Consider the following 13,778-nt stretch of genomic DNA (forward strand, 5'->3'; position numbering starts at 1 on the left):
CGGCGCCCCCAGCCGCGCCCGGACCCGTCGCGGCGGCGCCGGCCCCTGTGCCGGCCCCGGCGGCGGCCGCGGAGGACGACGTCCTCACCCTCTTCTGACGGGTGCGCGCTGCGCATCGCGTGGCGCCTGCACATCCCCAGAGTGAGTGCATTTGCTCCATGCGAGAGGGTTCGGACTCCGGCAAGCCGCGGTTGTACTCACGGCTGACGGTCGTGCGCACCGAGCGCGGCCTCAGCCGCAAGGAGCTCGCCGAGCGCGTCGGCGTGCACTACCAGACCATCGCGTACCTCGAGCGCGGCGAGTACAGCCCGAGCCTCGTGCTCGCGCTGCGCATCGCCGAGGAGCTCGACGCGCCGCTGCCGGCCCTGTTCGCGCTCACGCCGTTCCCGCCCATGGTCGACCAGCTGTACAAGGAGCAGTCATGACGCTCGCCGCGACGTCGTCGTGGTGGGACGCACCGCGCGCCGTGGTCCTGCTGGTCGGCGTGCTGACGGTCCAGCTCGCGCTCATGCCGCCGGCGGTCGTCACGGCCCTCGGCGAGGACGTCTGACACGTCGCGCCACCCGCGGCCGGGCCCGGGGCGCCTGCGCGCGGCTCACCCGCCCGCGGCGAGCCGCGCCGCGACCTCCGCGACGACGTCGGGCCCGCCGACGACCTCGAAGTGCATCTCGTCCTTCCGCCCGCCGAAGTCGCCGCCCCACACGACCGCCGGCGTGACGTCCTCGAGGATCGACCGGAGCGTCGCGAGCTCGTCCGGCGCGAACGTGCCCTCCTCCCCCATCGGGTGCTGCGGCGCGTTGACGTCCACCGCCGTGCCCGACGCGTGGTTCGACACGTCGCCGCCCCCGCGCACCTCGCGGTGCGCCCAGCCCCACGAGATCGTCTCCTCCACGGGGGCGATCTCGGCGTCGATCCGCGCGACGACGTGACCCAGCACGGTCGCGACGTCGCCCGCGCGCACGCCACCGGTCACGCCCGGCAGCGCCACGAGCCGCTCGTCGTACGGGTCGAGGATCACGGGCCAGCCGTTCTGCGACACCGGCCCGTCCGCGTCGGCCGCGGCGAGCCCCGCCACGGGTCCGGCGGCGGGGACGCCGGCCGCGTCGCGCAGCGCGAACCCGAGACCGACGAGCATCGCGACGACGACCACCAGCACGCCCGCCGTGACCGCCCACGCGGGCACCGGACGGCCCGGCGGCGGGGACGGCACCCGCGGACCACCCGGCGGCACGGGACGGCGCGAGGCCGCCGCCGGGAGCACCGTCGTCACGGCCGCGCGCACCCGCGCGTCGTCCGCCCGCCCTGCCGCCTGCCGGTTCGACATGCGTCGACGCTAGGGCCCCGGGCGGAGCGTCGGCGTCGGTTCGTGGGTGGACCTCGCCCGCCCACCCCTACGACTCTCGACCGGTCCGGCGGATCGGCCGCTCGCCTCCGCGTGCCGAACCGGGCACCCACCCTGCGGACGCACGAACGGGCCGGCCCCGAGGGGTCCGGCCCGTTCGTCGGCGTCTGTCGACACCATCTGGCGGAGACGGTGGGATTTGAACCCACGGAAGGGTTGACCCCTTCACGGCCTTAGCAGGGCCGCGCACTAGACCTGGCTATGCGACGTCTCCAGGACGAGCACAGGTTACCGGCCTGCTGCCCCGCCACCAAAGCGACCCCCGACACGCCGGGGCCGCCACGCCGTGCGTCCGGGCGACGGTGGGGCGTCCCCCCTTGTCAAGACACCCTTCCGTCCGCCACGGTGTGCTCACTTGGTCGATCGACCAAGTGCGACCGGACGAGGGGAAGCCGTGCCCGCAGCCACCTGCCGGTCCGTCGCCGCGCGCGGCGGGCGCCGCCCCGACCACCCCCGGGCGGCCGCGGCGTGAGCGAGCGCATGAGCATCGAGGACCGCCGCCGCCAGCTCGTCGCCGCCGCGGTCCGGGTCGTCGCGCGCGACGGCGTGGCCGGCGCGTCGACGCGTGCGGTCACGGCCGAGGCCGGCATCCCGCTCGGCTCGCTGCACTACGCGTTCGGGTCGCGCGAGGCCCTGCTCGACGCGGTCCTCGCGCACACCCTCGAGGGCGAGCTCAAGGCGATCGAGCGCGCCGGCTTCCCCACGGGCGCGCCCGGCACCGACCTGCTGCGCGCGCACGTCGTCACCGGGCTCGGCCGCTACCTCGACCTGCTGTGCGCCGAGCCCTCGCGCGAGACCGCGCTGCTCGACCTGTTCCTGTGGAGCATGCGCCGCTCCGACGGTCGCGGCACCCTGCCGCTGTACCGCACGTACTACGCCATGGCCGCCGACGTGCTCACCGACGCGGCCACGTCGTGCGGGTGCACGTGGACGCTGCCCGTCGAGCAGGTCGCGCGCCTCCTCGTCGTGACGGTCGACGGCCTGACGACCACGTGGCTGGCCGACGGCGACACGCTCGCGGCCCGCACCACGATCGAGCTGCACGCGCGGATGCTCGCGAGCCTCGCGACGCCCGCCGCGCCGCAGGAGGCCGCGGCCGAGCCCGTCACCGGGGAGCCGGTCGCCGCGGAGCCCGACGTCGCGTCCGGCACGGTCGTCCCGGACCCGCCCGTGGACGCCGACGGGCCCGTCGCCCCGGCCGTCCCGGCCCCCGAGGACCCGGCGGCGCCCGCCGTCTGAGCCGTGCGGCTCAGTGCTCGAAGCCCCACTCGCGGTCGGTCACCATGCGCGCGACGGCCAGGCCGACCGCGAGCGCTGTCACGACCAGCGCCGCCGAGACGCCGTACGTGAGGGCCTGCGGGACGTCGCCGTTGTTGAGGTAGTACATGGCCCGGTAGGCGGGCACGCCGGGGACCATGATCGTCACGGCCGGCACGTACACCGTGATGCGCGGGATGTTGAGCCGCGGCGCGACCCACGCGGCACCGAGCCCGACGAGGAAGGCGGCGATCGCGGCGGCGGCCTGCGGCGGCCACTCGAGCAGCAGCACCGCCTCGACGCGCAGCAGGTTCGGCACCGCGGCGACGCTCGCCGCCGCGAGCGCCATGCGCCACGGGCTGTTGAACATCAGCGCGAAACCGAGCACGCCGACGAACGACGCGACGAGCCGCAGCGTCGTCATGAGCGCCGGGTCGAGCGTCAGCGCGGTGGGCGGGTCGGGGCTCAGACCGACGGCGATCGACACGACCCACACCGCGAAGGCCGCGGACACGAAGATCATGACCGCCCACGTCAGCCGCGCGACGCCCGCCGAGAAGTCGAGCTTGGCGAGGTCGAGGGCGCCTGTGACCAGCGGGAACCCGGGGACCAGGAACAGCGCGGCGGCCACGTACCCGGCCTCGTGGACGGGGCCGGTGACGCCGAGCGCGTGCAGGGCCTGCACGAACCCGAGGTACCCGAGGCTCGACAGCGCACCCGCGAGCATCGTGACGCCGAACTGGTTGAAGCCGCGGTGCAGCATGACGCGCCGCAGGCCCTGGCCCAGGAACGCGCCGAGGAACGCGCCGAGGACCTCGACGGGCCCGCCGTTGTTGAGGAACGCGAACGCGGCGCACGCGATCGCCGCCCACAGCGCGTTGAGCGCCACCGGGTACAGCGGCGGCTTGGCGGTGATGCGGTCGATCTCGGCGCCGACGTCCTCGACCGTGACGGGTGCGCGCGCCTCGACCCGCTGGGCCAGCAGCTCGAGCTCGGCGAGCCGGTCGGTGTTGACGCCGACGGTCCGCACCTCGGTGACCTCGGTGCGGAACGTGCGACCCCGGTGGGACGTCGTGGTGATCTCGGTGAGCGTGACGTGCGCGTGGTGGCGCTCGATCCCCAGCGCGTGCGCGATCCGTCCCATCGACGCCTTGACGCGGTACGAGCCGGTGCCGGCGGACAGGCTGAGGCGTCCGACGCGCAGCACGACGCCCGAGCGGCGGATCAGCTCGAGCTCGGCGTCGTCAGGTTCGGTGGGCACGGCCCCCATCATGACGGGGACGGTCGGCACGCGGCGGGACGTCAGCCCTACGCGGACACCCGTCCGACCCGCCCGCCCACCACCGCCTCTCACCCGCTCCCACCCCCGCCGAGCCCGTCGTCCGTCGCGTCCGAGCACACCGACCCGTCACCGATCACAGGGTCGGCCGAACCGCTCGCGTACTCCGCGCGACCCGCGAGCGCGTCAGGGCAGGTCGGCCGCCGCGCGGCGTTCCTGGTCGCGGGCGCGCTCGGCGGCCGACGACGCCCGGTCGAGCTCGCGCCCCGCGGCGCGCAGCGCCTTCTCCCGCTCACGCGCGCGCGTGCGCGCCGCCACGAGCTGCTCGTCGACGCGTGGCAGCCGGGCACGCGCCTCGGCGAGCCGACGCCGGACGTCGGCCAGCGCGCGCACCAGCTCCTCCTCGGCCGCGTACGCCTGCGCCGACTCCCGCTCGGCGTCCTCGAGCGCCGTCGTCGCGTCCCGCTCGGCCGTCGCGGCGGCGTCGTGCCGCTCGGTGACGCGCTCGAGGTCGCGCTCGGCCGCCGCCACGGCCGCGACCGCACGCTCGTGGCGCTCCCGCGCGCGGGCGGCCTCCCGCTCGCGGCGCTCACGCTCACGGTCCCGCGCCGCCCACGCACGGTCGGGCGCGTCGGCGTCCCGTCCGGGCGCCGTCGATGCGCGGCGCCGGGCGCCGCCGTCCGCGCCCGCAGCACGAGCGGTCCGCGCGTCGCCGGCGAGCCCGACGCCGTCGGCAGCCCCGCCGTCGGCACCCCCGCCGTCCGCGCCCGCGTCGTCGTCGCCCCCGGACCCGACGCCGCCGAAGCCGACGTGCTCGGTGCCGTGCGTGAGCGTCCCGGCGGCGACCGCGGCGGCGACGCGCGGGTCCGCGAGCGCGGCGGTGAGCGTCCGCTCGACCTCCTGGGCGGCGGCCGCCGAGACCGGCTGCCCGGCCGAGGCCGCGAGCCGGCGCGCCTGCGCGGCCCAGCCGGCGACGAGCGCGCGACGCTGCCTGCCCAGGTCCCGCAGCGCGGGGCCGTCGAGCGACCGCTCCGCGTCGCGCAGGCTCTCGCCGAGGTCGCGCAGCGTGCCCGCGAGCGTGGGGTCGTCCCGGACCAGCAGGTTCACGGCACCCGCGGCGAGGGTGGGCTTGCGCAGCGCGCCGATGCGCCGCGCGAGGTCCCGGTCCTGCGCGGCGCGCGCCGCGCGCACGGCGGCGTCACGGCGCGCCACGAAGTCGTCGAGCGGCCCGCCGTACAGGTCGTCGACGACGTCGTCCAGGCTCACCACCGCCCCAGCGTGCCCGTCCGCGCGAACCCCCACCACCCACGGGGAGCGGCCGACCGGTCGTCAGGTCCCGGGCTCGCGGCGGCGCGGCGGGTACCAGCGGTTGCCGTAGCGGCGGACGAGCCTGCCGTCGCTGATATCGGCGAGCTCGTCGAGGCGTTCGAGCACGGCCCACGCGACGCGGCGCGCCTGACCGTCGCCGGGCGACTCGAACCGCACGGTCACGCGCGCCTGCCCGCGGACCACGCCGACGTCGTGCGCCTCGACGGTCGCGAGCGCCCGGGCGGCCTCGACGGCCGCGGGCAGCACGGCCGGCGCCGACGTCCCGGGGCGCAGCAGCCCGACGTTCGCGGTCACGCGGTAGGACGGCACGCGACGACGCTAGCCGCCCGCACGTCGTGCCGCGCAGGCCCGCGCGGGCCTCGCGGACGACGACGCCCGCCGTGCCGCGTGGGCGCTCGTGCACGGCATCGCGACGCTCGCCGCCGAGGACGCGACCCCGGAGGCCGAGCTCGAGGCGTTCACGCGACGCGCGGCCCGGCAGCTCTTCGACTGACCGACCCCCACCGGTCCCGGCGCGCGCCGCGGCCTCGCGACCCGCGAGGCGCACCGCGCCACCGCCGACCCTTCAGCCCGGCAGCAGACCCGCGAGCCGGCGCGCGACGTCGACGAGCCCCACGCGGTCCAGCGCGTCGACGTCGGCGAGGGGCACCCACGCGGCCTCGTCGGTGGACCCGTCGACCTCGTGCGCGAGCGCACCGCCCACGACGTGCGCGCGGTACAGGATGCGCAGCGCGTGCAGGTCGGGCCCCGGCTCGATGCGGTCGGCGCCGGGCACGACGAGCGAGTCGATCCCCAGCAGCTCGTCGACCACGACGTCGTACCCGGTCTCCTCGCGGACCTCGCGCACGACCGTCTGCTCGGGGTGCTCGCCGCCCTCGATGCCGCCGCCGGGCATCGACCAGCCGGTGCGCCCGCCCTCCGACCAGTGCGCGAGCAGCAGGCGCGCGTCCCGCACGACGACGGCGTACGCGGCGACCCGGGTGTCCACGGCGTGCACGCTACCCCCGCGCCACCGGCCGCGCCGGGCCGCGGACACGTCCTACGTCTCCGGTCGCCGCGGGCGGCGCGCGCGGCGATGATCGGACGGTCGTCCCGCTGAAGGAGGCCCGTGACCAGCACCGCCCCGGTCCGTGTCGGCACCGCCGACCCGTGGCTGCCGGACCCGCTGCCCGCCGACGTCGACGCCGCGCTCGCGGCCGTCCGCACCTGGCCGGACCACCTGCGGCCCGGCGCGGGCGCGACGGCCGCGCTGTGGTCGACGCTCGCGACCCTCGCGGCGCACGACCTCGCCGTGGCGCGCGCGGTCGAGCCGCACCTCGACGCGCTCGCGATCCTCGAGCAGGCGTGGTCGCCCGCGGGCGACGAGCGCACGTGGGGCGTGTTCGCCGCCGAGGGCCCGGGCGTGCGCCTCGACGCGACACGGCACCCCGACGGCCCCGCGGAGGACGACGGCGAGCACGCGTGGCGGCTCACCGGCACCAAGCCGTGGTGCTCGCTGGCCGACCGCCTGGACGCCGCGATGGTCACGGCGCACCTGCCCGACGGCACCCGTCGTCTCTTCGCGGTCGACCTCGCCGACGCCGGCGTGACGCTCGTCGACCAGCCGTGGGCGGCGCGCGGGCTCAGCGAGATCCCGTCGACGCCCGTCGCGTTCGACGACGTGCCCGCCACGGCCGTGGGCGCACCGGGCTGGTACCTCGAGCGGCCGGGGTTCTGGTGGGGAGGCATCGGGGTCGCGGCCTGCTGGTACGGCGGTGCGGTCGCGCTGGGTCGCACGCTGTGGCGGCACGCGACGACGACCGACGACCGGCTCGTCGCGATGCACCTCGGCGCGGTCGACGTCGCGCTGGCCGACGCGCGCCGCGCGCTCGCCGAGGCCGCGCGCGTCGTCGACGGCACGCTGGACCTCGGGCTCCCGGGCACGCTCCTGGCCAAGCGCGTGCGCGCGACGGTGGCCCGCACGTGCGAGGACGTGCTGACGCGCGTCGGGCACGCGCTCGGGCCCGCACCGCTCGCGCTCGACGCCGAGCACGCCAAGCGCGTCGCCGACCTGCAGGTGTACGTGCGTCAGCAGCACGCCGAGCGTGACGACGCGTCGCTCGGGACCACCGTGGCCGCCCGCGAGCGCGCGCCGTGGTGACGTTCGACGGCCGCGCCCCGGGCACGCCGCCGCACGTGTGGGACGAGCGCCTCGCGGCCCTGCCGACGTGGCCGCTGCCGCGCACGGGGCGCACGGTCGTCGTGGCGGCGCACCCCGACGACGAGACGCTCACGGCGGGCGGGCTGCTCGCCGAGCTCGCGGCCGTCGGCCGGCCCGCCGAGGTCGTCGTGGTCTCGGACGGCGCGGGCTCGCACCCGGGGTCGCCGACGCTCGGGCCCGCCGACCTCGTGCGGCGCCGCGTCGACGAGGTGCGCCGCGCGGTCGAGGTCCTGTCGCCCGCGTCGTCGGTCACGCTGCTGGGCCACCCGGACGGGGCGCTGCGCGAGGCGCGCGACCAGGTCGCGGCCGACCTGCGCCGCGTGCTGTCCGCCGGGCCGCGCGTCGCCACCCTCGTCACGACGTGGCGCGGCGACGGCCACCGCGACCACCGCGTGGTCGCCGAGGTGTGCGCCGAGCTCGCCGCGGACCTGGGCTGCACGCTCGCCGAGGCGCCGCTGTGGCTGTGGCACTGGGCGACGCCCGACGACCCGGCCGTTCCGTGGGACGCGCTGCGGGGGCTGCCGCTGTCCGACCACGCGGTGGTGCTCAAGCAGCGCGCGGTCGCGGCGCACGAGACGCAGGTCGAGCCGCTGTCCGACCACCCGGCCGACGCGCCCGTGCTGCACCCGCGGTTCGTGCGCGGCCTGACGCGGGACGTCGAGCCGTTCGTCGTGCACGCGCCCGCCCGGTCGGCCGCACCCGACGACGCGCCCGCGGCCGACCCGGGCGCGGGCGCGACGACCCTGCCCGCGTCGTACTTCGACGCGACGTACGCGCGGCACGACGACCCGTGGGGCTTCACCGACCGCTGGTACGAGACCCGCAAGCGCGCGCTGACGCTCGCCGCACTGCCCGACGAGCGGTACGCGCGCGTGCTGGAGGTGGGCTGCTCGATCGGCGTCCTCACGGCCGAGCTCGCGCGGCGCGCCGACGCCCTGACCGCCACCGACGTGGCCGACGCCGCGCTCGACCGGGCCCGCGCGCGCCTCGGGGACGACGAGCCGCACGTGCGGCTCGTCCGCGGCGCGCTCGGCGGCGCCGGGGACGACGCGCTGCCGGGCGGCCCGTTCGACCTCGTCGTGCTGTCCGAGGTCGGCTACTACCTGTCGGCGTCCGACCTGGCGGCCGCGCTGCCGGACCTGCTGACGCGGCTCGCGCGCGGCGGCACCCTGCTCGCGTGCCACTGGCGGCACCCCGTCGAGGACTACCCGCTGCCGGGGGACGCCGTGCACCGGGCGCTCGCGCGCGCGGCCGGCGCCGCGGGGCTCACGCGGCTCGTCGAGCACCACGAGGCCGACCTGCTGCTGGACGTGTGGAGCCGCGACCCGCGGTCGGTCGCCGAGCGGACGGGCCTGCGGTGAGGGCCGAGCTCGGCGTCGCGGCCGCCGCGGGCGAGAGCGTGGTGGCGCGCCGCACGACCGTGCCGGCACCGGTCGCGCACGTGGCCGTCGTCGTGCCGGTCCGCGACGAGGAGCTGCTGCTCGCGCGCTGCCTGGCCTCGGTGCGCGCGGCGCGGCGCGCGCTGGTGGAGCGCGGCGGGTGCACGGTCGACGTGGTCGTCGTGCTCGACGCGTGCCGGGACGCGAGCGCCGACGTCGTCGCGCGGTTCGGCAGCGTGCGGGTGCTGGAGACCGCGGCCGGCGACGTGGGTGCGGCGCGCGCCGCCGGCGTGCGTTCGGCGCTCGCGGTGCGGCCCGTGGCGGCCGAGCGCACGTGGCTGACGTGCACCGACGCGGACTCCGCCGTCGAGACGGACTGGCTGCTCGAGCACGTGCGGCTCGCGGACGCGGGCGCCGACGTGGTCGTCGGGACCGTCCACCCGGACCCTGCCGACCTCACGGCGTCCCAGTGGGACACCTGGCGCGCGACCCACGAGCCCGGGCGCCCCAACGGGCACGTGCACGGCGCGAACCTGGGCGTGCGCGCGTCGTCGTACCTCGCGGCGGGCGGGTTCGCCCCGGCGCCCGAGCACGAGGACGTCGACCTCGTGGCGCGCCTGCGGGCCACCGGCGCGCGGGTCGTCGCGTCCGACGCGGTGGACGTGCTGACGTCGGGCCGCGCGGTGGGCCGCACGCCCGGCGGCTACGCGGGCCACCTCCGCGCGACCCTGCTGCGCGACTGACCGGGCGCGCGGTACTCGTGCGACGAGCGCGGTACTCATGCGCCGAGCGCGGCACGAACACGTACCGCGCTCACGCCGGGAGTACCGCGCTCGCGCCAGGAGCCGACCGTGCAGGGAGCGGACCGGCGTCAGTCGGCGCGGACGACGCGCAGGCGCCAGCCGACGGCCGCCGCGACGGCCGCGACGACGAGGCAGACGAGCCCGGTGACGAGCGCCGTGTGCGCCGCGTGGAGGATGTCGTAGCCGTACGCCGTGCCGGCGTGCCACGTCGAGATGTACCACCGGTTGCCCCAGGCGATGAGGTTGCCGCCCGCGAGGAGCACCGCCACGACGGCGACGAACCGCGCGAACCGTCGTCCCCGCCCGACCACCCGCGCCACCGCCGCCACGTCGCTCATGCGCCCGACAGTAGCGGCGCCCGCGCGGCCACGGGCGGGTCTGCCCTGGCCAGTTCCTCCGAGCGCGGCACTCGTGCGCCGAGCGCGGGACACACGAGCACCGCGCTCGCGCGACATCTACCGCACTCGCGAGAGGGGTGAGGCCGTCGGGGGTGCGGGCGGGTCGTGGGATCTCGAGCCACCGGCGGCGTCAGGACGCGGGCAGGTGCTCCTTGGCGTCGTCGTACCCGGCGGTGCCGGGCAGCTCGGAGGGCGCGTAGACGAGCCGCAGCACGCCCGTGGGGTAGGCCTCCGAGGAGACGAGGCGCAGCGGGCGCACCGGTCCGTCGCCCCAGAGCCGCTCGCCGCTGCCCGCCGCGACGGGGTGCACGTAGAGCCGCAGCTCGTCGAGCAGGCCGGCGTCGAGCAGCTGCCGGACCACCGAGAGCGACCCGGCGACGAGCACCTTCCCGAGGGTCGGGTCGTCGCGCAGCGCACGCACCGCGGCGACCACGTCGGCGGTGCGCTCGGCGTTCCGCCAGCCGAGGTCGGCGTCACCGCGGGTCGCGACGAGCTTGCGGACGTCCCCCAGCTGCGCGGCGAACCCGGCGTCCTCGCCGCCCGCGGTCTCGCGCTCGGGCCACGCGCCGGCGAACGAGTCGTACGTGACGCGGCCGAGCACGAGCACGTCGACGTCCTCGTAGTCGCTGCCGACGCCCGCGCCCATGCGCTCGTCGAAGTACGGGAAGTGCCAGGCCGGGTCGACCTCGGCGACGCCGTCGAGCGCGATGAACAGGGTCGAGACGATGGTGGCCACGCGGTGCTCCCTCGGGGGTCGGTGCGCCCCGCGGGCGGGGCGCCTGCCCGTGCCGACCTGGCCCGGCCCCGGGAATCATCGCGCGGGTCGCACCGGTGTGCACGACACGCCGTGACGCACAGGTCGCGCCGGCCTCGCGATCAGGCGCGTCGGGCGATCCCGGGACCTTCGACCCACCGGCCGCCACCCCCCACAAATAGTGTGACGGCCGTGTAGTTCACACAACATGTTGTGTCTGGCCGTGGAAAACCCCACGGACGTCGCCGTCCCGTGGGACGCCGCGGCGCGGACCCCGGCGCAAGCCGAGCGGGCCCGGGCACGCACCGCAGACACCGAGCAGAGACCAGCCGGTGCCGCCCCGACGGCGGCGCCGGCGCAGCCGTGGGAGGGGCAGTCCGTGAGCATCGTGGAGCTGGAGCCGCAGACGCGCGACGACGAGACCGACGGGGCCGTCGGGACGGGCGTGACCGCCGAGGCCGGCGGGACCACCGGGACCCGCGTCCTGCAGGTCGAGAAGCGCGACGGCCGCCTGCTGCGGTTCGACGACGCACGCATCCGCGCGGCGCTCACCAAGGCGTACGCGGCCGTGCACGGCGAGCCGAACGTCGTGCACCGGCACGCGGTCGCGGCACTCGTCGAGCGGGTCGACGCCGAGCTCGCGGCGCGCTTCACCTCGACGGTGAAGATCTACGAGATCCAGTCGGTCGTCGAGCACGTGCTGCTCGAGTCGCACGAGTACGACGTGGCCCGCGCGTACATCGACTACCGCGTCGAGCGCGACCTGGCGCGCAGCCGGTCCACCGACCTCAACCACTCGATCGTGCGGCTCATCGACAAGGACCAGACGGTCGTCAACGAGAACGCCAACAAGGACTCCGAGGTCTTCAACACGCAGCGCGACCTCACGGCCGGCACGGTCGGCAAGGCCATCGGCCTGCGGATGCTCCCCGCCCACGTCGCGAACGCCCATCAGAAGGGCGACATCCACTACCACGACCTCGACTACCACCCGTACGCGCCGATGACGAACTGCTGCCTCATCGACTTCCGCACGATGCTCGCGGACGGGTTCCGCATCGGCAACGCGCAGGTCGAGCCGCCGCGGTCCATCCAGACCGCGACCGCGCAGATCTCGCAGATCATCGCGAACGTGTCGTCGTCGCAGTACGGCGGCTGCTCGGTCAACCGGATCGACGAGCTGCTCGCGCCGTACGCGCAGCGCAACCTCGACAAGCACCTCGCGGACGCCGCGCGGTGGATCCCGGACGCGTCGCTGCACGAGGAGTACGCGCGGGAGCGCACCACCAAGGACATCTACGACGCGATGCAGAGCCTCGAGTACGAGATCAACACGCTGTTCACGTCCAACGGGCAGACGCCGTTCACGTCGGTCGGGTTCGGGCTGGGCACGAGCTGGCTCGAGCGCGAGATCCAGCGCGCGATCTTCCAGATCCGCATCCGCGGCCTGGGCCGCGAGGGCCGCACCGCGATCTTCCCCAAGCTGATCTTCACGCTGCGCCGCGGCGTGAACCTCGAGCCGTCCGACCCGAACTACGACCTCAAGCAGCTCGCGGTCGAGTGCTCGACGAAGCGCATGTACCCGGACGTGCTGAGCTACGACAAGATCGTCGAGCTCACGGGCTCGTTCAAGGTGCCGATGGGCTGCCGCTCGTTCCTGCAGGGCTGGCAGGACGCGGAGGGGAACGACGTCGTCGAGGGCCGCATGAACCTGGGCGTCGTGACGCTCAACCTGCCGCGCATCGCCCTGGAGGCGCGCGGCGACCTGGCGCGGTTCTGGTCGCTGCTCGACGAGCGTCTCGACATCGCGCGCGACGCCCTGATGTACCGCGTCGAACGGTGCAAGGAGGCGACGCCCGGCAACGCGCCGATCCTGTACGTGCACGGCGCGTTCGGGCAGCGCCTGAACCCGGGCGACGACGTGGACGTGCTGTTCCGCGACGGCCGCGCGACGGTGTCGCTCGGGTACATCGGCCTGTACGAGGTGGCCGCCGCGTTCTACGGCGGCGCGTGGGAGCAGGACCCGGAGGCCAAGCGGCTGACGCTCGACGTGCTGCGGACGCTGGCCGAGCGGGCCCGGGAGTGGAAGGCCGCGACCGGCTACCACTTCAGCGTGTACTCGACGCCGAGCGAGAGCCTGACGGACCGGTTCTGCCGCCTCGACAGGGAGAAGTTCGGCGCGGTGCCGGACATCACCGACAAGGACTACTACACGAACAGCTTCCACTACGACGTGCGCAAGGCGCCGACGCCGTTCGAGAAGCTCGACTTCGAGATGGACTACCCGCAGCACGCGTCGGGCGGGTTCATCCACTACTGCGAGTACCCGGTGCTGCAGCAGAACCCGGCCGCGCTGGAGGCCGTGTGGGACTACGCGTACGACCGCGTCGGGTACCTGGGGACGAACACGCCGATCGACCGCTGCCACGAGTGCGGGTTCTGCGGCGACTTCACGCCGACGGCCCGCGGGTTCGCGTGCCCGGGCTGCGGCAACACCGACCCGCGCACGTGCGACGTCGTGAAGCGGACGTGCGGCTACCTGGGCAACCCGCAGCAGCGGCCGATGGTGCACGGGCGGCACGTCGAGATCTCGTCGCGCGTCAAGCACCTGCCGGGCGCGACGTCCCTCGACGCGGCCGACGCGCCGCCGACGTCCCGGGGCTGAGGCGCGCCGTGGCGCGCGACCCGGGCCCGGGCTGGGTGTCGGACAAGGTCAGCCACGGGTACGTCGCCGACTACAAGCCGTTCGTCATGGTGGACGGCGAGGGCGTGCGGTGCAGCCTGTACGTGTCGGGCTGCCTGTTCGCGTGCGAGGGCTGCTTCAACGAGGCGGCGTGGAGCTTCCGCTACGGCCGCCCGTACGACGCCGCGCTCGAGGACCGCGTGCTCGCGGACCTCGCGCACCCGGCCGTGCAGGGGCTGTCGCTGCTGGGCGGCGAGCCGTTCCTCAACACGGAGGTGTGCCTGCGGCTCGTGC

At 76.1% G+C, this 13,778-nt stretch carries 15 protein-coding genes and 1 tRNA gene; 8 read left to right on the plus strand and 8 right to left on the minus strand.

The features are described 5' to 3' along the window. Positions 1 to 158 precede the first annotated feature (158 nt). Positions 159 to 425, plus strand: coding sequence for a helix-turn-helix transcriptional regulator (locus tag CS2_RS15505; RefSeq protein WP_046531080.1), 267 nt, complete (start codon positions 159 to 161; stop codon positions 423 to 425). After that, positions 422 to 550 (plus strand): hypothetical protein, encoded by a 129-nt coding sequence (locus tag CS2_RS19660; protein WP_255430660.1) that lies wholly within the window; start codon positions 422 to 424, stop codon positions 548 to 550. The genes CS2_RS15505 and CS2_RS19660 overlap by 4 nt, the downstream gene beginning before the upstream one ends. A 45-nt stretch (positions 551 to 595) precedes the next feature. Here the strand turns inward: CS2_RS19660 and CS2_RS15510 are convergent, their stop codons facing one another. Both CS2_RS15510 and CS2_RS15515 read right to left on the minus strand, forming a co-directional pair. Further along, complete coding sequence (locus tag CS2_RS15510; protein WP_070320661.1) at positions 596 to 1,324, minus strand: M15 family metallopeptidase; 729 nt, start codon at positions 1,322 to 1,324, stop codon at positions 596 to 598. Positions 1,325 to 1,523: 199 nt separating this feature from the next. Beyond that, positions 1,524 to 1,616 (minus strand) — tRNA-Ser (locus tag CS2_RS15515). 266 nt (positions 1,617 to 1,882) lie between these two features. Here CS2_RS15515 and CS2_RS15520 point away from each other — a divergent pair. Further along, positions 1,883 to 2,641: a TetR/AcrR family transcriptional regulator gene (locus CS2_RS15520; protein WP_169798661.1), complete on the plus strand. Its 759-nt coding sequence runs from the start codon at positions 1,883 to 1,885 to the stop codon at positions 2,639 to 2,641. Positions 2,642 to 2,651: 10 nt separating this feature from the next. Here the strand turns inward: CS2_RS15520 and CS2_RS15525 are convergent, their stop codons facing one another. The 4 genes from CS2_RS15525 to CS2_RS15540 all read right to left on the minus strand — a co-directional run bounded on the left by CS2_RS15525 (position 2,652) and on the right by CS2_RS15540 (position 6,255). After that, positions 2,652 to 3,929, minus strand: a complete 1,278-nt coding sequence (locus tag CS2_RS15525) for a threonine/serine exporter family protein (RefSeq protein WP_370297509.1) — start codon at positions 3,927 to 3,929, stop codon at positions 2,652 to 2,654. A 195-nt stretch (positions 3,930 to 4,124) separates the two neighbouring features. Then, a complete protein-coding gene (locus tag CS2_RS15530; protein WP_070320663.1) occupies positions 4,125 to 5,207 on the minus strand; it encodes a hypothetical protein in 1,083 nt (360 codons plus the stop codon). Positions 5,208 to 5,267: 60 nt separating this feature from the next. Continuing rightward, entirely contained in the window at positions 5,268 to 5,576 is a 309-nt protein-coding gene (locus CS2_RS15535) for a hypothetical protein (RefSeq protein WP_070320664.1), read from the minus strand. A 256-nt stretch (positions 5,577 to 5,832) separates the two neighbouring features. Next, positions 5,833 to 6,255 (minus strand): NUDIX hydrolase, encoded by a 423-nt coding sequence (locus CS2_RS15540; RefSeq protein ID WP_046529957.1) that lies wholly within the window; start codon positions 6,253 to 6,255, stop codon positions 5,833 to 5,835. A 120-nt stretch (positions 6,256 to 6,375) separates the two neighbouring features. Here CS2_RS15540 and CS2_RS15545 point away from each other — a divergent pair, with 120 nt between their 5' ends. The 3 genes from CS2_RS15545 to CS2_RS15555 are packed head-to-tail and all read left to right on the plus strand — an operon-like array spanning position 6,376 to position 9,589. Beyond that, on the plus strand, positions 6,376 to 7,407 hold the full coding sequence (locus CS2_RS15545) for an acyl-CoA dehydrogenase family protein (RefSeq protein WP_070320665.1): 1,032 nt from the start codon (positions 6,376 to 6,378) through the stop codon (positions 7,405 to 7,407). Continuing rightward, complete coding sequence (locus tag CS2_RS15550) at positions 7,401 to 8,828, plus strand: PIG-L family deacetylase (protein WP_070320666.1); 1,428 nt, start codon at positions 7,401 to 7,403, stop codon at positions 8,826 to 8,828. The genes CS2_RS15545 and CS2_RS15550 overlap by 7 nt, the downstream gene beginning before the upstream one ends. After that, positions 8,825 to 9,589 carry a glycosyltransferase family 2 protein gene (locus CS2_RS15555; protein ID WP_233421217.1) on the plus strand — a complete coding sequence of 255 codons (765 nt, stop codon included), beginning with the start codon at positions 8,825 to 8,827 and terminating at the stop codon, positions 9,587 to 9,589. The genes CS2_RS15550 and CS2_RS15555 overlap by 4 nt, the downstream gene beginning before the upstream one ends. A gap of 128 nt (positions 9,590 to 9,717) precedes the next feature. Here the strand turns inward: CS2_RS15555 and CS2_RS15560 are convergent, their stop codons facing one another. Further along, complete coding sequence (locus tag CS2_RS15560) at positions 9,718 to 9,987, minus strand: hypothetical protein (RefSeq protein WP_156442164.1); 270 nt, start codon at positions 9,985 to 9,987, stop codon at positions 9,718 to 9,720. Between the two features lie 190 nt (positions 9,988 to 10,177). After that, positions 10,178 to 10,783 carry a dihydrofolate reductase family protein gene (locus CS2_RS15565; protein ID WP_070320668.1) on the minus strand — a complete coding sequence of 202 codons (606 nt, stop codon included), beginning with the start codon at positions 10,781 to 10,783 and terminating at the stop codon, positions 10,178 to 10,180. 397 nt (positions 10,784 to 11,180) lie between these two features. Between CS2_RS15565 and nrdD the strand changes: the two genes are divergently transcribed. Both nrdD and CS2_RS15575 read left to right on the plus strand, forming a co-directional pair. Next, entirely contained in the window at positions 11,181 to 13,466 is a 2,286-nt protein-coding gene (nrdD, locus tag CS2_RS15570; protein WP_233421218.1) for an anaerobic ribonucleoside-triphosphate reductase, read from the plus strand. Between the two features lie 8 nt (positions 13,467 to 13,474). Then, positions 13,475 to 13,778, plus strand: a 304-nt coding sequence (locus tag CS2_RS15575) for a 4Fe-4S single cluster domain-containing protein (RefSeq protein ID WP_156442165.1), incomplete at its 3' end; no start/stop codon positions are given.

It is taken from the genome of Cellulomonas iranensis NBRC 101100 = JCM 18110 (genome assembly GCF_001552375.1).
GTDB lineage: Bacteria > Actinomycetota > Actinomycetes > Actinomycetales > Cellulomonadaceae > Cellulomonas > Cellulomonas iranensis.